Here is an 18,945-nt window from a genome sequence, read left to right as displayed (position 1 = left end):
TCTCCTAGCAAAGACAGGGCAAAGTCAGGGGTTCTAGCCCCAGAGGACGGGCATCTTGACCAGGCCGCGGAAGACCCAGCCGGCGTCGATGGAAGCGTTGTCCGGGTCCAGCCGCAGGCCGGGCAAGCGGTCGAAGAGGGCGGGCATGGCGACTTGGGCCACCTGCGCCCGGGCGACCCAGGTGCCGGCACAGAAATGCGCGCCGCCGCCGAAACCCAGGTGCGGCTTCTTCGGCCGGTCGATGTTGAAGGTCTCCGGATCCTCGAAGACCTTGGGGTCGCGGTTGGCTGCACCCAGCACCACGCCGATCCGCGCACCCTTAGGCAGGCGCACCCCTTCCAGGACCGTGTCCCGGGTGACCTCGCGGGGGTACATGCCGATGGGTGCCACCCAGCGGACGGATTCCTCGAAGGCCGTGGCGTAGCGTTTCGGATCCCCGTTGATCGAGGCCAGCTGGCCGGGGTTGTTGAGCAGGGCCCAGACGGTGGTGGCGAGGACGTCGCGTGGTTCGTTCAGGCCGCCGCCGATGGTCATTTTCAGGTTGGCGCGGATTGCTTCCAACGGGATCGGCAGGGACGCCAGTCCGGAGAGCAGCGAATGGTCCGGATTGTCCTTCAGGTACGGCAGCATCTCGTCGATGGCGGTATCCACCTCGGCTGAGGACTGCGCGCTCTTCGCCCAGACCCCGGCGTCGTCGGCGTAGTTGCCGGTGCCGTCGATCATGGTCTGGCTCCAGCGCTGCATATCCGCCTGGGTGGCGTTGTGGAAGCCGCAGATCAGGCGGAGGTTCTCGGCTGCGTACGGTGCCGCGTAGTCCCAGACAAAGTCGGCACCCGGGCCCTTCTGTTCCAGCTCGCTGAGGTACTTCTCATTGTTGGCCTCGAAGACCGCGTTCCAGTGGTTCTTGATCGTTCCCGGCCGGAGCGTGCTGCCGTAGGAGTCCCGGTCCCGCTTGTGCTCCGGATCGTCCTTGCGCAGCATCGAGTGGCCCATGGCGCGCTTCATCAGCGAACCCGTCTCGTTGGCGGAGAAGGTCTCTGCGTCCTGTTCGATGGTGTGGCACGCCGCGTAGCTGGTCACCATGTAGCGGTTGACGGCAGGGACCCAGTGCACGGAAGCCTCTTCGCGCATCCGGCGGTAGATCGGGAACGGATCCCGGTACAGGTCCGGGATGGTCACCCAGTCTGCAACCGGGGCCTCGCGGGACGGGGCCTCGCGGGACGGGGCCTCGTCCGCTGCCGGAACGGGAAGCGGGGGAGCCGGCAGGGTTTCGGCAGCGGTTCCGGCCTCTTGGCCTGCTCCGGTAAAGGGGCAGCCGGCGGTTTCCGTTGTTCCCGGGAAGGTCATCTTTTCTCTCCTGGTGGGTGGGTGGCGTCGACACGTCTGAGACCAAGTGTGGTGTGGATCATATCCCCGGTAAAGTACAAGAAAGAGTCCACCATCCACGGTTTTAGCGAGGTTATGCATGGCCCGGTACACGCTGCGGCAGCTGGAGGCCTTCGTGGCCGTGGCCGAGCAGGGCAGCATCGCCGCGGCGGCTGCGTCCCTGCACGTCTCCCAGTCCGCGGTGTCCGGCGCGGTCAACAACCTGGAGCGGGTCTTCGACGCCCAGCTGACGATCCGGCGCAAGGCCCACGGCGTCACCCTCACCGCTGCCGGCCAATACGTGCTGACCCGCGCCAAATCCCTGCTGGTGGAGGCCACTGACCTGGAGCTGCATGCCGGTAATTCCGGCGCGGACCTCCGCGGTTCGCTGACGGTCGGCTGCTATCTCACGCTGGCGCCGACCGTGCTGGCGAGGCTGATTGACCACTACGGCCGGCGCCACCCCCTGGTGGAGCTCGATTTCTTCGACGGCCCGCAGACCGAGGTGCAGCGCCGGCTGGCCACCGGCCGGCTCGACGTCGCCATCGCCTATGACCTGTCCCTCCCCGCCGGGCTGAACCGGCAGAAGCTCTACGACACCAAGCCGTCGATTGTGCTGTCCGCCGAGCATCCGCTGGCTGGCCGCGAGGACCTTGCCCTGGCCGACGTCGCCGCGGAACCGATGATCCTGCTGGACGTGGATCCCAGCCGTGAAAACACCATGACCATGTTCGACGGCGCCGGGCTGCGGCCTAACATCCGGTTCCGGACGACTGATTATGAGGTGACCCGTTCCCTGGTGGGCCGGGGCATGGGCTACGCGATCCTGGTCCAGCAGCCGGCCGGCGGCCAGTCCTACGAGGGCCGGCCCGTGGTGGTGCGCCGAATCCGCCCGGCCGTGCGTTCGGTGCCGGTTTCCATCGTCTGGCCGGCTGCCGTCCGCCCGTCGCAGAGCGTCAGCGCCATGCTCGACCTCGCCGCTGAGCTCTACGCCTGACGCCTGCGCTGTGGCGCACATCCCCTGCGCTCCCGGCCCACCAGGACCCGGCCGCCGTTCCTAATGTGGTGTGGAACACAAGAATCCCCGCACCCCTAAGGAGTTCCCGGATGACTGCTGAACTGCTGGAAACCCCCGTGGCCGGACCGATTCACCAGGCCGGTCCCGCAGACCGGATTGATCCGGTGAAGCTGCGCAACACCTTTGGCAACTTCACCACCGGCGTGACGATCGTCAGCTACGAACACAACGGCGAGGTGCTTGGCGCCACCGTCAATTCCTTCACTTCCGTCTCCCTCGACCCGCCGCTGGTGCTGGTCTCCCTGATGAAGACGGCGAAGGCTGCCGCCCTGCTGGCGGATAAGCCCTTCAGCATCAACGTGCTCGGCAAGGACCAGCTTTCCCACGCCCTGCAGTTCGCCGGCAAGCCGCAGGACGGCCTGGAGATCGATTGGAACCGGGAGCACACCTCCCCGCGGATCGCCGGCTCGATGGCCTGGTTCAGCTGCGAACCCTGGCAGCAGTACGACGGCGGCGACCACGTCCTGATTCTCGGCAAGGTCGCGGCCTTCGGCCATGTGGCCGGCGACGACGCCGAGCCGCTGGTCTTCTACCGCGGCGGCTGGCGCGGCCTCGCCTAAGCGAACGCCCGCCCCACCCCCCTGACTCCCCACCTGTGCAAAGGAGCATCCAGCATGACCACCACCGAACCCGCCGCCGAACCGGCCGCGAACGCCCAGGCAGCTCCCGGCGTCGTACCCCCTGCCGGTGAACCCGCCGCCCGCCCGATGAACGGCGCGGAGTACCTGGACTCCATCCGGGACGACCGCGAGGTCTACATTTACGGCGAGCGGGTCAAGGACGTCACCACCCACCCGGCGTTCCGCAACTCCGCCCGGATGATCGCCCGGCAGTACGACGCGCTGCATGACCCCAAGACCAAGGACGTGCTGACCGTCCCCACGGACACCGGCAACGGCGGTTACACCCACGCCTGGTTCAAGGCACCGAAGTCCGCTGAGGACCTGCTCAAGGGCCGCGACGCGATCGCCGCCTGGGCCAAAATGTCCTACGGCTGGATGGGCCGCTCACCGGATTACAAGGCCTCCTTCCTGGCCAGCCTCGGCGCCAACGACGAGTTTTACAACCCGTACGAGGCCAACGCCCAGCGCTGGTACAAGGAGGCGCAGGAAAAGGTCCTGTACTGGAACCACGCGATCGTGAATCCGCCGATCGACCGGCACAAACCCGCCGACGAGGTGGGGGATGTGTTTGTGCACGTGAAGAAGGAGACCGACGCCGGGGTGATCCTCTCCGGTGCCAAGGTGGTTGCCACCGGCTCGGCGATCACCAACATGAACTTCATTGCCCACTACGGCATGCCGATCAAGGATAAGCGGTTCGCGATCGTCGCCACGCTGCCGATGGATGCCCCGGGGCTGAAGCTGATCTCCCGCGCCTCCTACGCCATGACCGCGGACGTGATGGGCAGCCCGTTCGATTACCCGCTCTCCTCCCGGCTGGATGAAAACGACGCGATCCTGATCCTCGACGACGTCCTGGTGCCGTGGGAGAACGTGTTTATTTACGGTGACGTGGAGAAGGTCTCGCAGTACTCCGTGCGTTCGGGGTTCAAGTCCCGGCTGCTGCTGCACGGCTGCACCCGGCTGGCCGTGAAGCTGGACTTCCTCACCGGGCTGCTGGTGAAGTCCCTGGAGCTGACCGGCACCGCCGACTTCCGCGGTGTGCAGACCCGGGTGGGCGAGGTGATGGCGATCCGGCACCTGTTCTGGTCCCTGTCCGAGGCGATGGCCCGCAACCCCGAACCGTGGAAGGGCGGGCGCGAGGGGTACGTGCAGCCGGACCGGATCGCCTCGATGGCGTACTCCTGGTTCTCCACCACGCAGTATCCGAAGATCCGCGAAATCGTGCAGAAGGATCTGGGTGCCGCGCTGATCTACCTGAACTCGCATGTCTCGGACTTCGGCAACGAGGACATCCGCGGCTACCTGGACAAGTATGTGCGCGGCTCCAACGGCATCGATTCGCTGCAGCGGGTCAAGACGCTCAAGGCCCTGTGGGACGCGACCAACTCCGAGTTCGGTTCCCGCCACGAACTCTACGAGCGCAACTACCAGGGCAACCATGAGGGTGTCCGGCTGGAAATCCTCAACGTCACCAAGGGTTACGGCCTCACGGACCAGTTCACCGCGTTCGCCGATGAGTTCATGGGAGAGTATGACGAGAACGGCTGGACCGTCCCGGATCTGTTCGGCAACGAGGACGTGAACATGATCGGCAAGTTCAACCTCTAGCACCGGTTTGCGGGGCGCCGGAGCAGCGGGAAAGGGAGGAACGGCAACAATGGAGTCGCGCAGCTACACCGTGCACACAGCCCCGGACCTGCCCCGCTGGCGTGCCCTGGTGGATGATCTGCTGCTGCCGCTGGATATCCGCAGCGACCACCCCTCCTTCGGCGCCACCATTGAAGCGGTGGCGGTCAACGGCATCCGGCTGTTTACCGTCACCGCCGGTCCGCACCACGCGGACCGCACCGACCGGCTGGCCAATGCCGGTGTGTCCGCCGGGGCGGACCCGTTCTTCACCATTTCGCTGCAGCTGGAGGGGAGCAGCAGCATTGAACAGGGTGGCAGCCACGCGCTGCTGCAGCCCGGGGACTTCACCGTCTACGACTCCACCCTGCCCTACACCCGCCGGTTCGACGGGCACTCCTCGTCTCTGGTCGTGATGTTCCCGCAGCAGCTGATCAGCCTGCCGCCGCAGGCGCTCGCCGGGATAGCGGGGCAGGCCATCTCGGGTGCCGCCGGAACCGGCGCGATCGTCTCGGCCTTCCTGACCGGGGTTGCCCGGAACCTGCCGGCGCTGGACGGAAAACTCGGACTCGGCCTGGCGGGATCCATGGTGGACCTGGTGACCGCCGCGTTTGCCGATGCGATGGGTTTTCACCCGGTGTCGTCGTCGCGCCTGGAACAGGCAATGGCCGTGCGGAACTGGATCATGGACCGTCTGGGTGACCCTGGGCTCAGCCCCGGCGCCATCGCAGCGGGGAACTTCATCTCCACCCGGCAGCTGCACCTGCTGTTCCGGGAGCAGGGCACCACAGTGTCCACCTGGATCCGTGAACGCCGGCTGGAGATGGCCCGCCGTGACCTCGCCGATCCGCTGCGCGCCGAGGACCCGGTGGCCGCCGTCGCACAGCGCTGGGGCTTCGCCGATGCCCGGCATTTTGCCCGCGTTTTTAAGGCTGCTTATGGCCGCCCGCCGGTGCAGTACCGCCGGGCCGGGCTGGACCTGGCTTCCGGCTAACAGCGGGTGGGAGGTGCGCACGGGCCGCTGACCAGCGGATTCGGAGCACCGGCCCGGGATCCGGATACTGGAAGGCATGACAACTTCGCACACTGACACCCTTCCGGCCCGGGGGCCGGAAGCGGTGACGGTCTCCATCACCCGGCGGGTCGATCCCCGCCGCGTGTCCGAGGCCACGCACTGGGTCCAGGAGGGCGTCAACCTCGCCAACACCTGGCCCGGTTTCCTCGGCTCGGGATGGGTCCGCGCCTCCGCCACCTCCGATGAATGGCACATGCTGTACCGCTTCGCGGATGAGCCGTCCCTGGATGCGTGGGAGCATTCCCGGCACCGCCAGGACTGGCTGGCACAGGGACGGGACCTGGTTGAAGACCGCACCGTCACCCGCCGCACCGGAATCGAGGGCTGGTTCGACGCGCCGTCGTCCACCACCGATCTGGAGGCACCCATCAAGCCGCCGCGCTGGAAGCAGGCGATCGCCATCTGGCTCGGGTTCTTCCCGGTCAACCTGGCGTTCACCGCTTTGGTAGGCATGCTGCTTCCCGGATGGTGGGACTCGCTGCTGATGCCGCTGCGCGTGCTGATCACCACGGCGATCCTCACCCCGATCATGGCGTACTGGGTGCTGCCCTGGGTAACGGGACTCCTGCAGCCCTGGCTGCAGCGGCAGCGGACCACCTAAAACTCCTTCCGAAAAACGACGGCGGCGCCGGCGGGGATACTTGTCCCGGCCGGTGCCGCCGTCGTCGTTGGCGCCTTGTGTCTACCGCAGTGCCTGCTGCACCGGAACCGGCCGGCTGGCCTTCCAGGCCTTCAGGAACCCGTCACCGATGTCCCAGAGCCCGATAACCAGAACCGCTGCCGCGGTAATCCCCGCGATCCAGCTGGAGGCGTCCGCAGCCCAGTCCACATTCGCCAGGAACGTCCAGTCAAAGACCTGGTCCGTGGCCAGCAGCCAGAGCACCGGCACCATAAACAGCAGCGCCAGCACCGTATTCACCGCCGCGAAGGTGTAGGTCCAGCGGCCGGCCAGGTACAGCACGACGGCGAACCCGGCTTCGATGACCAGCAGCGCAATCACGTAGGGAAGCCAGAAGCTCCAGAGACTCTCCTGCAGCACCAGCACCGGTTCGCCGTCCAGGTACATCAGCGACCCGATCCGCTGCCAGAGCAGCAGCCCGATGAAGAAGGCGATAAGCACCACGCTGGCAATGGTGTCGCCCAGGGAGACCTGGGCCTTCCGCGGCAGTGCGGGGAGCATGGCGGGGGTCCAGGCTCCCAGCCCGAGGTCCTTCCGCCGGGTTCCGTTGTACTGGATGATCCCGAACGCCAGGGTCACCCAGAAGCCCAGGTGCACCAGAGCGTTGACGGCGGTGCCGATCGCGGCGCCGAAGGCACCGGCCGGTTCCCCGGGGTCTATCGCCATCCGGACCACGACGCTGCCCACAAAAGCGAGCGGCACCACGATCAGCAGCAGCGTTTTCAACAGCCGCCACCAGTCCAGGAACAGGTCCGGGCCAATGAGGTAAAGGGGCCTGCCGGTGTAGCGCGCGGCGAGCCGGGCCGGATCACCGAGCTCGGTGAGCACTTCGGCCTCAGCCTCGGCCGCAGGCTGCCCACCCTCCACCCGGGCCTCGACGTCGTCGGTAATGGAACCACGCAGCTCCCGCTCGATGTCTCCCCGCTGTGCTTCGGGGATCGACCTCAGTGCTGCGAAGACATAGCGGTCGGTGAGGGTACTCATGATTGTCTTCCTTCGTTGAGCTGGCGGATGGAGCCATGCAGGTCTTCCCAATCGCGCAGCAGCGCATCGAGCAGTTTCCTGCCCTGTTCGGACGTGGTGTAGAACTTCCGCGGCCGGGTTTCCTCGGTGTTCCAGGAGCTGGTCAGCAGTCCTTGTTTTTCCAGCCGGCGCAGCAGCGGGTAGAGCGTGTTGGCCTCGACGCCGAATCCGGCCTTGTCCAGCGCCTCCAGCAGACCGTAGCCGTAGCCGCGCCGTTTGAGGATGGAAAGGCAGGCCAGAACCACGGTTCCGCGCCTCAGCTCCTGCAGGTGTCCGCTGAGCAGTTCATCATCCATGACTCACACTATGGTGTGTCAAACACAACATTGCAACGGGTTGGGGGAATTTTTCCCAGCCGCCCAGTTTCCCACAGTGTGGTGCAGAAGTTGTCTTGGGGGAACCCATCTGCCACAGAGGTAACGAGGGGTGGGAGGCTGCGTGGGATCTGTCCGGTTCCGGGACCAAGGCGGCACGGATTCCCACGCTATGTAACCTGCCGTGACTGGTGAGGTCACATCAGCCTCAGGAGTGAACTTGGAGTGGGAACGCGTGTCGCGCCCGGCCGAGTGTCCCGGCCGGGGACCAGTCCCACACCCGATCCGGTGCCGTCAGGGGTTCAGACCGCCCCCGGCCACGAACCACGCCCATGGCTGCGAACGGGATCCGCCCCCGGCCACGAACTAGGTCCGGGTCCGGGCCTAGCCGCCCACCCGGGCCGCCGCCCGCATGCCGTCCGGTCAGCGGCGCCGGACCGGCTGGCGCAGGATGGTCTTCAACTTCTCCGGTGCCGTCCGGCGCGGATCACTCAGATAAATCTCGTGGTGGTCACCGTTGAATTCCAGGCTGTTGCCGGGCATGTAGTCGTTGTGCAGCCGGGCCAGGACCGGCGCTTCGTCATCGTAGGGACCGGTATGCAGGATCTGGACGGAAAGCCCCTCCGCCAGGCTAAGCCAGCGGACCCGATCCACCGACTCCAGACCCTTCTTCGCCAACACCTCCGCCGCCGCTGCAGCGAGCAGGTCCGGGGTGATCCACTCCGGCTGGCTGATCAGCATGGTCCATTCCCAGGAGTCCTTGTTTCCCTGCACGAAATCGGCCGGATTCCCTGCCCGCCACAGCCCCTCCAGCGGGCCGACGACGGCATCGTGTCCCAGCGTCCGCTTGGCGGAGAACTTCAGGGTGTAGGCCACGGAATAGAGTGCTTCCACTGCTGCGGCGTAGTCCGGAGAAGTATTGGGGTTGCCCTGGCCGTCCACGGCAATGAAGTTCTGGCCGGGCACCTCCACCAGCGTGAAGTCCGGTCCGGCGGAATACAGCTTCCGGAGAGTCTTTTTGACGTCGTATTTGTCCATGGCCGGTCTTCCCTCGCTCCCGCCGCCGCTACGGGCCGCTGTCCGTTGTCAATCCAAGTTCATGACGGGCAGGCGGGCAAGTCTGCCTGGACATCTCTGCCTGGGCATCTCTGTCTGGGGTCCGGGGCCCGTGACGCGTCCGATACGATCCTTGGAGGGGATTGGCGGGACAGGCAGTTGGCAGGCCGGGATCGTTTTGCGGGCCGATTACTTCGAGGGACGGGCAGGGTCACGATGACGCTGGTAGGTAGCGCGGCCACGGTGGTGCTGCTGCGCGACGGCACGGCAGGGCTGGAGGTCTTGCTGCTGGAACGCCCGCGGCACACCGGTACTTTCGCGGGAGCCTGGGTTTTCCCGGGCGGCCGGGTGGACCCGGAGGACTACGAGGCGGCTGGATACGCTGCGCCCGACGGCGCCGAGGGGAAACCAAGCCCGGTCCGGGACCTCGCAGCTGCCCGCGTTGCCGGGGCACGTGAGACGGCTGAGGAGACTGGACTGCTCCTGCCACCTGACTCCCTTACCGATCTCTCCTGCTGGATCCCGCCGCTGCAGGCACCCAAGCGGCTGAAAACCTGGTTCTTCCTGGCGGAGTATCCCGGCGGCGAGGTCCGGCTCAACCCGGGGGAACTCATCGATTCCGCCTGGCTCACTCCCGCCGCGGCCCTGGCCCGGCACCGCGAAGGCCGGATGCTGCTGGTGGCTCCGACGTTCGTCACGCTGACAGCGCTGCAGCATGAATCGAACACCGCGTCCGCCCTGTCGCGAGCAGCTGCGGGTCCGGTGGAGACATTCAGCAGCCGCCTCCTGGATGGTTACGAGCCGGACGCCGTGATCACCTGGCACGGCGACGCGGAGTATCCGGAGGCCGCCGCAGCGGGACGGCCCGGGGCCCGGCACCGGCTGACCATGCGCGGAAGCCAGTGGCGGTACGAGCGGAGCTAGGCGCTGGCCTCGCGGGGACCTTCCGGAAGGAACCGGTTGCGTCCCGCCAGCAGGGCCATGCCGCAGCACAGCGCCATGGCGCCGGCGCTGGCTGCCAGGGGCACGGTCCAGTTCCCGCTGAGATCGTAGAGGAAGCCGAACACCACCGGGCCGGCCGCCCCGATGCCGTAACCCACTGACTGCGCCATGCCGGAGAGCGAGGCCGCCTGGACATGGTTTGTGGTGCGCAGGCTGAACAAGGACAAGGCTGTGACAATCAGGCTGCCGGCGCCAGCCGCGCTCACCACCACCCAGAGCAGCGGCACCCCAGGTGCCAGCAGCAGTCCGAGGAATCCGGCCGTTGCCAGGAGGCTGCCGAAGACCGCGACCGGGCGCTGGTCGCGGAAGCGGTGCAGCAGCCCGCCGGTCAGCAGGCTGGCCACCATCCCCACCAGCAGGAACACGGAGACGTGGAGTCCTGCGGTGGTTTCGGAGATGCCCTGCTCGTGTTCGATGCTCGGCAGCCAGGTCATCAGGATGTAGAACGCCAGGGACTGCAGGCCCATAAAGAGCGTGACCTGCCAGCCCAGCAGGGTGGTCCAGGGAGAGCGGTAGCGGATCTTCGGCGCGCGTTCAGTGCCGTCGGCCTGCGCATTGCTGCCCTTCAACGTCGGGAGCAGGACAGCCATGGCGATAAGTGCCAGCCCGCCCCAGATGCCGAGGGCGAGCCGCCAGCCGGTGCCTTGGGCCAGGGAAATCGGAACAACGACGGCGGCACCGAGGGCGGCGACAGCGCTGTGCGCGGCGATGTAGATGCCGGTCAGCTGGCTGACCCGGTCCGGGAAGTCCCGCTTGATCAGAGATGGCAGCAGGACGTTGAGGAAAGCGATGGCAACGCCGATCAGAATGGTTCCGATCCACAGGGCTGCCGGAAGCGGGGCCGAGCGGAAAGCGGTTCCGGACGCCAGCAGTGCCAGGGAGAGCCACAGGGCACGGTCCAGCCCGACGCGCGCGGCGAACGCCGGTGCCAGCGGGGAGAAGAGAGCGAAAGCGATCAGGGGGAGCCCCGTTAGGAAGCCCGCCTGCGCGCTGGTGAATTCCAGTTCGCGTCCGATGTCCGCGAGGAGCGGGCCCACAGACACGAAGGCTACGCGGAGATTGATCCCGATCAGCAGGACGCCGGTAAGGGCAAGCCCTGCCCGAACCGGCTGGTTGGTCCTGATCCGGCCCGATACCGCCACGCTTCTCCCTTGCAGCCACGAATATGCTCTGCATCACGTTAGCGCGGGATGGAGCCGAAATGGCAAGACCGTCTTATATGACGTGCCCACGTGCTCCGGGAAGCGCGGCGGTTAGCCAGCGTTTAGCCGGCGGTGCCTTCAGCGGAGATCCGTTCGATCTCCTCGGGGGTCAGTCCGGCGACTGCTGCGATGCTTCCGGTCTCCAAACCGTCGCTGACAGCTGTCTGCACGAGGTCGGTCAGAACCTGCTCGGCACGGTCTACGGCCCACTGCTGTGCTTCCAGCTGGGATGCGGCAAGAGCCAGGGTGGACAGCGAATCTTCGGCTGGAGTGGGAAGAGTGGGGTCCTGCATGGAACCTGCTGCTGTCATTGTCTTCATCCTTCGGTACGCTCCTGGAAAACCATCCAGGCAGGCTATGTAGTTACCAGACATTGTCTGGAGTGTTCAGCTAATGCTGATCTTACCGGTCGGCCTCAAGCGCCCGGGTCATCTCCTGCAGGAAGCGGGTAATGGTCTCCGCCTCCTCGGAAGTCAGTGCTTCCGCGGTGTCCAGCATTTTCCGGTGCATGGTTCCCAGTGTTTCGCGGACCTCCCGGTCCGCGCTTTCTGTGGCAACGATCTCCAATGCCCGCCGGTCCGTTGGATGCGGGCGGCGGAGCAGGTAACCGCCCTTCTGCAGGCGGTCGATCAGTGCGGTGGTGGACGCCGTGGAGATATTCAGGACGCGGGACAGGTCCTTGGGCCCGATGGACTGCCCGGCCTGCCGGGCCCGCATCACATAGCGGATCGCCAGCAGATCGGTTTCATTCATCCCCATGGAGTCCCGGGTACGCCGGCGCATGGCCGCCTCGGCGGCCCGGTACGCACGCAGCGAGTTGAGGACGTCGACACCGCCGACGGTCTCAGGCGATTGCCGGTACCAATATCCGGCGCCTGTGGGGTTGACGGTTTCAGGCATGCGGATAAGTTTAGCCCAGCGGATTACTAGGCCGTCTACTAAATCGGATTCGCCGCGCAGGGTTCCTCAGCAAACTTATGATCTAGGGTGGGTAGTCCAGCGGCCGGGGTCCGCCCGCAGCCAGTTCCGCTGGCTGAACGGCCTGCCTGGCTAATTGCAGCAAAAGGAGACCGCGCATGCCCACACATGAAGGCCCGGCAATTCCCGGAGGCAATGAGGAAGACACGCTGGAGCAGCAGATTCCGGTTGATCCGGACACCGTGGAGGACGACGGCGCCGAAGAGCCCGTCCAGCCGCACGGAGATCCGCTGCTTCCCGGCGGGTCAGAGGCAGACCGGCTGGACCAGGCCAGGGACAGCGGCGGCCCCGACGGCGAGGAAGACTATCCCCGCGACGTCGGAGCCGAGTATCCGGAGGACAGTTCCGGCTAGGCAGCAGGTTCAGCCTGCGGCTTTGTCAGCATCGTCACTGCCCGCTGAACAGGTCCGACAGCCCGCGGATCAGCCAGGGATGCCACCAGGCCCAGTCATGGCCGCCGCTGATGGAGTGGAAGGCTGTATCGACGCCGTTGCCGGCCAATGCGGTGTTGAGCTGCCCGGCCGGTTCATGGATGCTCGGTTCGTAGCGGCCTGCCTGGAACCGGATCCGGAGCGGTTCCTGAACCGCCAGCAGGGGCTCGGTCAGGTCATAGCGCCAGAGCGAGGGTGACTGTGCCAGGGCCGTGCCGGCAGCCCGTGGGTATCTTGCCAGCTGCCAGAGCGCGGCGAGTCCGCCGTAGCTGGCGCCGGAAACCACTGTCTGCAGCGGATCCGGTATGACCGGAAGGGCCCGGCGGAGTTCCGGCAGCAGGTCCCGGGCCACGAAGTCGACGCTCCCCGTCGGGCCGGACAATTCGCGGGAACGCGTAGAGACATCCACCGAATCAATCATGGCCACGTGCAGGGGAGGGAGGACACCGCCGGCAATGGCCCGGTCCAGGGTGGCGGGCAGGTTATGGTACTTCGCCCAGACCTGGCCGTCGTGCAGCAGGACCAGCGGCGTGGGGCGGCTGACGGAGACACGGGGCCGGTACAGCCAGACGTTTCGCAGCTGGCCCGACTCCCGGTCCCGGACCCGCCGCAGTTCCAGCCCCCGCACGAAGTCGCCCAGGACATGCCGCGGTCCGGGAACGGGCCGGGCCAGCGGGCTGCCGGCCGGCGGAAAACCGAAGCCTTTGGCAGCCTGAACGCTGCCGGCACGGGCAGGCTCACCCATAATGCTGGCTCCGGCTTCCGCAGCCGGTGTGGGCGCGGCGAGCCACCCGGCGGAGGGAGCGGCCGGCAGCCGCAGCACCGACGTCGGTGCTCCGGACATCCCCGTGCCCAGGGCGGGATTCCGCGGATCCGGACCGCCGGCGTCGGCCGCCAGACGCACGGACCGCCGGTCAACCGCGGACTGCCAGGGCGCGGGCAGCGCTCCGGTGTGCACCGTGATCCGGTAACTGGTTTCCCAGTCGGCGGGCATGCGCCAGGTCAGGGCCCACACTCCGGCCGGCAGCGCTTCGAACTCACAGGACGCCGCGGTATCCGGATGCACCATGGCATTCGCCGAGAGGATCACCGCCGTGGCCCCCGGATCGCGGTACAGGAAGGTGACCGCGCGGATCGCCGGATCACCCTCCGGGTCCGCTTCGACCAAGGGGAGTTCCCGGGAATCCCAGCCTGCGAGGAGCTGCTCCCGTTCGGGGGCGGAGAGGGTGTCCCAGTGCGCGCGGAAGTGTCCCGCCACCGCCCTGACCGGCACAGCCGGCTGCGGAACGGGCTCGCGCGGCGGCGGGAAGTTCCCCGCTGCCGTGGCGGCCAGGATGTCAGTGCCCATGTGCGTGCGCCTGCTGGTGATGGCGGTGGTCCTCTTCCTGCCCGGGAAGAATCGTCTCCAGTTCGCCCTCGACCCTGTCGTGGTCCGTGGCGCGTCCGTAGCTGACTTCGTCGCTGCCGCGGTTCCAGTACCCGATGATCAGCTGCTGCTTCCGGGGGAAGCCGAGCGACTTGAGCCGGGCCCGGGCGAAGCGGACGACGGCGGATTCCGCAGACACCCAGATCTGCACTTCACCGACGGCCAGCTCAGCGGCGGGGAACTCGACAGCAGCCAGCGCCTCCTGCAGGAGCGTGGTGGAGCCCGGCTGCGCGCCGTGGCGGTGCAGCCAGCGGATTTCCACGCCTGCCGGGGCATTGAGCTCCTGCTCTTCAGCCGGTCCATCGACCTCGATCAGGACCAGTCCGCGCTGCTGCGGGCCAAAGCGTTCAATCGTGCCGCCAATGGCCGGCAGGGCCGTCTCATCACCGGCCAGCAGTACCCAGGCTGCGTCGCCCACCACCACCCCGCCGCCGGCCAGGGCCGCGATTTGGCTGCCCGGGACGGCGGTCTCCGCCCAGGCCGCCGCAACGGATGTCCCGGCGTGCCGCACAAAGTCCACGCTCAGCGTGGAAGCGTCCGCCGCCAGGGTGCGGACAGTGTAGGTGCGCACCCGTTCCCGCTGGCCTGGCTTCCACTCCCAGCCGCGCTCACCGCGGTAGGGCAGGTCCAGGGGCTCGCCCGGTGCCGGGAAAAAGAGCTTGACGTTGGGGATGTGGGCGCCCGCGTTCACGTATCCGGCGACCCCGGGGCCGCCGAAGTGGACCCGCCGCATTAGCGGGGTCACGTCTTCGACGCGTTCGACGGTGAGGATGTGGCCGCTCATGCAGGTGCTCCTTCGGTAAGCGGTGCCGGAATGCCGGGCTGAGGGGTAAGGCCGGGCTGAGGGGTAATGCCGGACCGGGGAGTTCCGGTGCCGGGAAGGCCGTGCAGGTGACCTCCGGAGGGGACCGTTCCGCCGCTTCCAAGGTCCTCCGGTTCCAGGGGAACCACCAGCGGGCCCCCGGTTGCGGGATCGGGGATGACGAGTGCCTCGATCCCGTAGATTTCCTTCATCAGTTCCGGGGTGGCGATCTCCGCGGGCGTGCCCTGGGCCACGATCCGGCCGTCCTTCATCGCGATCACATGGTCGGCGAAGCGGAAGGCCATGCCCAGTTCATGCAGCACGGTCACCAGTGTGTAGTTGCCGGTGCGGTGCAGGCCCCGGCACAGCCGCAGCACCTCCAGCTGGTGCGCGATGTCCAGGAACGTGGTGGGCTCATCCAGCAGCAGCACCGGGGTGTCCTGGGCCAGGACCAGGGCCAGCCAGACCCGCTGCCGCTGCCCGCCGGAGAGTTCTCCCACGGTGCGGTCGGCAAGGTCCTGCACTCCGGTGGCAGCCAGTGCGGCGTCGACGGCCTGCTGGTCCGCTTCCGACCACTGCCGCAGCAGTGACTGGTGCGGGAACCGGCCGCGGGCCACCAGATCCGCCACGGTGATGCCGTCCGGCGCCGTCGATGTCTGGGGCAGCAGCGCCAGCTGCCGCGCCACCTCGCGGGTGGGGTAGGAATCGATGTCCTTGCCCTGCAGGAAGACTTCCCCCGCCGCGGGCTTCATCAGCCGCGAGAGGGCCCGCAGCAGTGTGGACTTGCCACAGGCATTCGGGCCGATGATGGCGGTGAAGGAACCGGGCGGGATCCGCACGTCCAGGTGCTCGGAGACCGTACGGCCGTCGTAGCCGATGGTCAGGCCGCGGCCGGAGAGGACATCTTCCATGGGGTTCTCCTTGGTGGGCATGGGGATAGGGGGCACCGGTTAGACCTGCTTGCTGCGGGTCAGGAGCCAAAGCAGGTACACGCCGCCGACCAGACCGGTCATCAGGCCGATCGGAATGGCCGCCTGGATGGGCAGCCGCTGCGAGAGCAGGTCCGAACCCGCCACCAGCACAGCTCCCATCAGGGCACCGGTGCCGATGTGGACGCCGGGGGAGCGGGTCAGCCGGGAGGCGAGCTGGGGTGCGGCGAGGGCGACGAAAACGATCGGGCCGGCGGCCGCCGTTGCCACGGCCGTGAGCCCAACTGCGGCGGCCATGGCGATGATCCGGGTGCGTTCGGTCCGGATGCCCAGGGCGCGGGCGGCGTCGTCGCCCATTTCCATCTGGTTCAGGTTCCGGGACAGTCCCAGCAGCACCGGCAGTAGGAGCGCGACGGCGATCAGCACCGGAACGGCATGGCCCCAGTTCCGTGCGGCCAGGGAACCGGAGAGCCAGAGGTGCGCCTCCGCGGCCAGATCGGAATCTCCCTTGGCCAGCAGGATGGTGTTCACGGCGGCGAGCATGGCGCCGACCCCGATGCCGATCAGCACCAGCCGGTAGCCGCCGGTCACCCCGCCGCTGAGTGAAAGCAGGTAAACAACGCCGGCTGCCAGCAGCCCGCCCGCGATCGCCGCGAGGGCGGTGGCGCCGGGGCCGGCGTCGAACAGCACGATCTGCGCCACCGCACCGGTGGCGGCACCGGTGGTGAAGCCGATAATGTCCGGCGAGCCCAGGGCGTTGCGGGAAATCGACTGGAAGGTGGCTCCGGCCGCGCCGAGGCAGGCACCAACGCCCAGGGCAGTGACGGTGCGCGGCAGCCGGATTTTCTGCACGACCTTCAGGGTTTTGCTCTCCCCCTGGCCGAAGACGGCACCCAGCACATCGCCGAAGGCCAGCGCGATCGTGCCGGTCTGCATACCGGCAATGCCAAGCACGACGGCGGCGGCTGCCAGGATGGCGCCGGTCACCAGGGTCCGGCGGCGGTAGCGCAGCCGCACCGGGCCCAGAGCCAGTGTGCGGGTGCGGGCCGTTCCGGTTTTGAGGGCGCTCACAGTTTGGCCAGCTTCCGCCGCCGGGCCAGGGCGATGAAGAAGGGAGCGCCAACCAGTGCGCTCATCACGCCGGCGCCGATTTCGGCGGGCGCGGCAATAACCCGGCCTGCAACATCAGCGAAGAGGAGCAGCAGTGCACCGAGGAGCATGGACAGCGGCAGCAGCCGGCGATGGGTTGGACCGGTGATCATCCGGGCGATGTGCGGCGCGGCGAGGCCGAGAAAGGCGATGGGACCGGCTGCGGCGGTGGCGGCACCGGCCAGGACGAGGATGGCGAGGGCACCAAGGATCCAGGTGGTGCGGATCCGCACGCCCAGGGTCCGGCCAAGGTCAGCCCCGAGTGACATGGAGTCCAGGCTCCGGGAGAGGGGCAGTGCCGTCAGCACGGCGAGCAGGCACGCGCCGAGGACCCAGGGGAGCACATCATAGCCGCGGCCCTGGAGGGATCCGGAGGCCCAGGCCGCGTAGGCGGTGATGGTTTCGTCCGGCCCGCCGATCAGGATGATCTTGGTGCCCGCGATCAGCATCACGGAGAGCCCGGCGCCGGCCAGGACCAGGCGCACCGGGTTGGTGCCGGCGTCGTGCGCCCGTCCCAGGAGGTAGACCAGCACGGAGGTGGCGGCCGCGCCCACAAAACCCAGCCACATGTACTGGTACGGGGATCTCATGTTGAAGAAGCCCAGGCCGATGGCGACGGCGAAGGCAGCGCCGGCGTTAACGCCCAGCAGGCCCGGTTCGGCCAACGGGTTGCGGGTCAGTGCCTGCATCAGGGCTCCGGCCAGTCCCAGGGCGGCGCCGACCGTAATGGCCAGGAAGGTGCGCGGCAGGCGCAGTTCCCGGACCAGCAGGTGGGTGTCCTGGGAGGGGTCAAAGGCGGTCAGAGCCGCCCAGGTATCGGCCAGGGGGATAGTCCGCGAGCCGGAGGCGAAGCTGGCAAACGCCAGCAGCACCAGCAGGGCCAGGCCGAGGGCCCAGGCACTTGCCTGCCGGTGCTGCTTGCGCGGTGTTTGGAACACGTGGTGCGTTTCTCTTGTTCTGCGTTGGTGGCCGCTGGTGCCGGCTACTTGGCAGCGAAGGACGTGTTGAACCAGTCGATGATGTCACTGGCGCTGAAGTAGTCGAGGCGGAAAGACTCCGGGCCCATCGAGTAGACCTGTCCGGCCTGCACGGAGGGCAGGTTGGCCAGGGTCGGGTCGCCGGTGAAGGCCTCCACGGTGGCTTCGGTGGAGCTGATCAGGAAGGTGTAGTCACCGGTCACGGAGGCGGACAGGCCCTCGTAGGAAGTGAAGGCGAAGTCTTCGCGTTTCTGGGTGGAGGTGTCGAACTGCTCGTCCGGGTCCACGACGGTGAAGCCCAGGGCGGTCACCAGCTGGGAGTGCGGTCCGGTGCTTTTGCCGACCGGAGAGACATCGCCGGCATTGAAGCTGACGATCGAGGCGGTGGTGCCCGGTTCGATGGCCATGGCTTCGGCGGTCTCGGCGACGGAAGCGTCGAACTCTTCGACGACGGAAGCAGCCTTCTCCTCGAGCCCGGTGGCTTCGCCAAGCTCCTCAGCCAGGTCCTGCCAGGTCTGGTCGCCGTAGTTGACCACGATGGTCGGGGCGATCTCGCTCAGCGCATCGTACTGGTCCAGTACCGAGTCGGCGCCGGAGGTGGAGACAACAATCAGGTCCGGGTCCTCGGCGATGACGGCCTCGAGGTCCAGCTCGCCGATCGTGTAGAGGGGCTCGACGCCGCGTTCCACGGCCACGTCAGCCCACTGGGTGAAGAAACCGTTCTCGTCCGCGGTGCCGCTGCGGGCCGTGCTGACGGAGGTGGAAGTCACGGGGGCATCAATGGCCAGCAGGGTGCCGGTGACCGAAAGCGAGGTGGAGACAATGTTCTCCGGCTTGGCGTCGATGACGGTCTCGCCTGCCTCGTGCACGATGGTGCGGGGCCATTGTGCGGTGGCGGCTGCGCTCTCGGTGGATTCAGCCTCGGCGGAACCGTTGCTGCAGGCTCCGAGAGTGAGGGCCATGATCGCGGTGGCGGTGAGTGCCAAGGCCTTTTTAGGCAGGGGAAGACGCAAGACGTGCTCCTAAAGTGCACGCCGCCACGGACGCGGACGGCGGTAAGTGGTTAGCGCTGGCGGCATCTGCGCCGCAGCACTGGTTAGCCTAACCTAAGCTCCGGCGAATTACGCAACGTTACTGTGGGCTAATCGTTCCGGTGGGGCGAATTCGCACCCCCGGGGCCAGCCCGGGAACGCCGGCGTCCGCCAAA

The 18,945-nt window shown here is 67.4% G+C and carries 20 protein-coding genes; 7 read left to right on the top strand and 13 right to left on the bottom strand.

Going from position 1 to position 18,945, the window contains the following annotated elements; all coding sequences use genetic code 11:
* Positions 1-33 precede the first annotated feature (33 nt).
* Positions 34-1,347: a cytochrome P450 gene (locus ArtHe_RS13110; RefSeq protein WP_248317359.1), complete on the bottom strand. Its 1,314-nt coding sequence runs from the start codon at positions 1,345-1,347 to the stop codon at positions 34-36.
* A 118-nt stretch (positions 1,348-1,465) separates the two neighbouring features.
* On the opposite strand from ArtHe_RS13110, the gene ArtHe_RS13105 reads away from it, so the two are divergent.
* From ArtHe_RS13105 to ArtHe_RS13085, 5 genes are all read left to right on the top strand, one after another.
* A complete protein-coding gene (locus tag ArtHe_RS13105; protein ID WP_248317358.1) occupies positions 1,466-2,362 on the top strand; it encodes a LysR substrate-binding domain-containing protein in 897 nt (298 codons plus the stop codon).
* Between the two features lie 110 nt (positions 2,363-2,472).
* Positions 2,473-3,003, top strand: a complete 531-nt coding sequence (locus tag ArtHe_RS13100; protein WP_248317357.1) for a flavin reductase family protein — start codon at positions 2,473-2,475, stop codon at positions 3,001-3,003.
* 54 nt (positions 3,004-3,057) lie between these two features.
* Entirely contained in the window at positions 3,058-4,677 is a 1,620-nt protein-coding gene (locus ArtHe_RS13095; RefSeq protein ID WP_248317356.1) for a 4-hydroxyphenylacetate 3-hydroxylase N-terminal domain-containing protein, read from the top strand.
* Between the two features lie 49 nt (positions 4,678-4,726).
* Positions 4,727-5,689, top strand: a complete 963-nt coding sequence (locus ArtHe_RS13090) for a helix-turn-helix domain-containing protein (RefSeq protein WP_248317355.1) — start codon at positions 4,727-4,729, stop codon at positions 5,687-5,689.
* A gap of 76 nt (positions 5,690-5,765) precedes the next feature.
* Positions 5,766-6,371 (top strand): antibiotic biosynthesis monooxygenase, encoded by a 606-nt coding sequence (locus tag ArtHe_RS13085; protein ID WP_248317354.1) that lies wholly within the window; start codon positions 5,766-5,768, stop codon positions 6,369-6,371.
* Positions 6,372-6,452: 81 nt separating this feature from the next.
* On the opposite strand, the gene ArtHe_RS13080 is transcribed toward ArtHe_RS13085, so the two are convergent.
* From ArtHe_RS13080 to ArtHe_RS13070, 3 genes are all read right to left on the bottom strand, one after another.
* Positions 6,453-7,433, bottom strand: a complete 981-nt coding sequence (locus tag ArtHe_RS13080) for a permease prefix domain 1-containing protein (RefSeq protein ID WP_248317353.1) — start codon at positions 7,431-7,433, stop codon at positions 6,453-6,455.
* Positions 7,430-7,768 (bottom strand): PadR family transcriptional regulator, encoded by a 339-nt coding sequence (locus ArtHe_RS13075; protein ID WP_248317352.1) that lies wholly within the window; start codon positions 7,766-7,768, stop codon positions 7,430-7,432. Before ArtHe_RS13075 ends, ArtHe_RS13080 begins: the two co-directional genes overlap by 4 nt.
* Before the next feature lie 441 nt (positions 7,769-8,209).
* The gene (locus tag ArtHe_RS13070) at positions 8,210-8,824 is read right to left on the bottom strand and encodes a GyrI-like domain-containing protein (RefSeq protein WP_248317351.1); all 615 of its coding nucleotides are present in this window, start codon (positions 8,822-8,824) and stop codon (positions 8,210-8,212) included.
* Positions 8,825-9,058: 234 nt separating this feature from the next.
* On the opposite strand from ArtHe_RS13070, the gene ArtHe_RS13065 reads away from it, so the two are divergent.
* Complete coding sequence (locus ArtHe_RS13065) at positions 9,059-9,766, top strand: NUDIX hydrolase (protein WP_248317350.1); 708 nt, start codon at positions 9,059-9,061, stop codon at positions 9,764-9,766.
* Here ArtHe_RS13065 and ArtHe_RS13060 read toward each other — a convergent pair.
* The 3 genes from ArtHe_RS13060 to ArtHe_RS13050 all read right to left on the bottom strand — a co-directional run bounded on the left by ArtHe_RS13060 (position 9,763) and on the right by ArtHe_RS13050 (position 11,946).
* Entirely contained in the window at positions 9,763-10,986 is a 1,224-nt protein-coding gene (locus ArtHe_RS13060) for an MFS transporter (protein WP_248317349.1), read from the bottom strand. The two genes, ArtHe_RS13065 and ArtHe_RS13060, sit on opposite strands and share 4 nt — an antisense overlap.
* A 122-nt stretch (positions 10,987-11,108) precedes the next feature.
* Positions 11,109-11,357, bottom strand: coding sequence for a hypothetical protein (locus ArtHe_RS13055; protein ID WP_248317348.1), 249 nt, complete (start codon positions 11,355-11,357; stop codon positions 11,109-11,111).
* A 91-nt stretch (positions 11,358-11,448) separates the two neighbouring features.
* Positions 11,449-11,946, bottom strand: a complete 498-nt coding sequence (locus ArtHe_RS13050) for a MarR family transcriptional regulator (protein WP_248317347.1) — start codon at positions 11,944-11,946, stop codon at positions 11,449-11,451.
* A 176-nt stretch (positions 11,947-12,122) separates the two neighbouring features.
* Between ArtHe_RS13050 and ArtHe_RS13045 the strand changes: the two genes are divergently transcribed.
* A complete protein-coding gene (locus ArtHe_RS13045; protein WP_248317346.1) occupies positions 12,123-12,377 on the top strand; it encodes a hypothetical protein in 255 nt (84 codons plus the stop codon).
* A 34-nt stretch (positions 12,378-12,411) separates the two neighbouring features.
* Here the strand turns inward: ArtHe_RS13045 and ArtHe_RS13040 are convergent, their stop codons facing one another.
* Genes ArtHe_RS13040 through fepB form a run of 6 tightly spaced genes read right to left on the bottom strand, consistent with a single transcriptional unit; the run spans position 12,412 to position 18,751 of the window.
* Positions 12,412-13,803 carry an alpha/beta hydrolase-fold protein gene (locus ArtHe_RS13040; RefSeq protein WP_248317345.1) on the bottom strand — a complete coding sequence of 464 codons (1,392 nt, stop codon included), beginning with the start codon at positions 13,801-13,803 and terminating at the stop codon, positions 12,412-12,414.
* A complete protein-coding gene (locus ArtHe_RS13035; protein WP_248317344.1) occupies positions 13,793-14,665 on the bottom strand; it encodes a siderophore-interacting protein in 873 nt (290 codons plus the stop codon). Before ArtHe_RS13035 ends, ArtHe_RS13040 begins: the two co-directional genes overlap by 11 nt.
* The gene (locus ArtHe_RS13030; protein ID WP_248319797.1) at positions 14,662-15,594 is read right to left on the bottom strand and encodes an ABC transporter ATP-binding protein; all 933 of its coding nucleotides are present in this window, start codon (positions 15,592-15,594) and stop codon (positions 14,662-14,664) included. Before ArtHe_RS13030 ends, ArtHe_RS13035 begins: the two co-directional genes overlap by 4 nt.
* A gap of 39 nt (positions 15,595-15,633) precedes the next feature.
* Positions 15,634-16,683: an iron chelate uptake ABC transporter family permease subunit gene (locus tag ArtHe_RS13025; RefSeq protein ID WP_248317343.1), complete on the bottom strand. Its 1,050-nt coding sequence runs from the start codon at positions 16,681-16,683 to the stop codon at positions 15,634-15,636.
* Positions 16,680-17,699 (bottom strand): iron ABC transporter permease, encoded by a 1,020-nt coding sequence (locus tag ArtHe_RS13020; protein ID WP_248317342.1) that lies wholly within the window; start codon positions 17,697-17,699, stop codon positions 16,680-16,682. Before ArtHe_RS13020 ends, ArtHe_RS13025 begins: the two co-directional genes overlap by 4 nt.
* 44 nt (positions 17,700-17,743) lie before the next feature.
* Positions 17,744-18,751, bottom strand: a complete 1,008-nt coding sequence (fepB, locus tag ArtHe_RS13015) for a Fe2+-enterobactin ABC transporter substrate-binding protein (RefSeq protein ID WP_248317341.1) — start codon at positions 18,749-18,751, stop codon at positions 17,744-17,746.
* Between the last annotated feature and the right edge of the window lie 194 nt (positions 18,752-18,945).

This window comes from Arthrobacter sp. Helios (assembly GCF_023167125.1).
GTDB classification, from domain to species: domain Bacteria; phylum Actinomycetota; class Actinomycetes; order Actinomycetales; family Micrococcaceae; genus Arthrobacter_B; species Arthrobacter_B luteolus.
The sequence above is the reverse complement of the archived record's forward strand: the minus strand, read 5'-3'. Positions and strand labels throughout refer to the sequence as shown.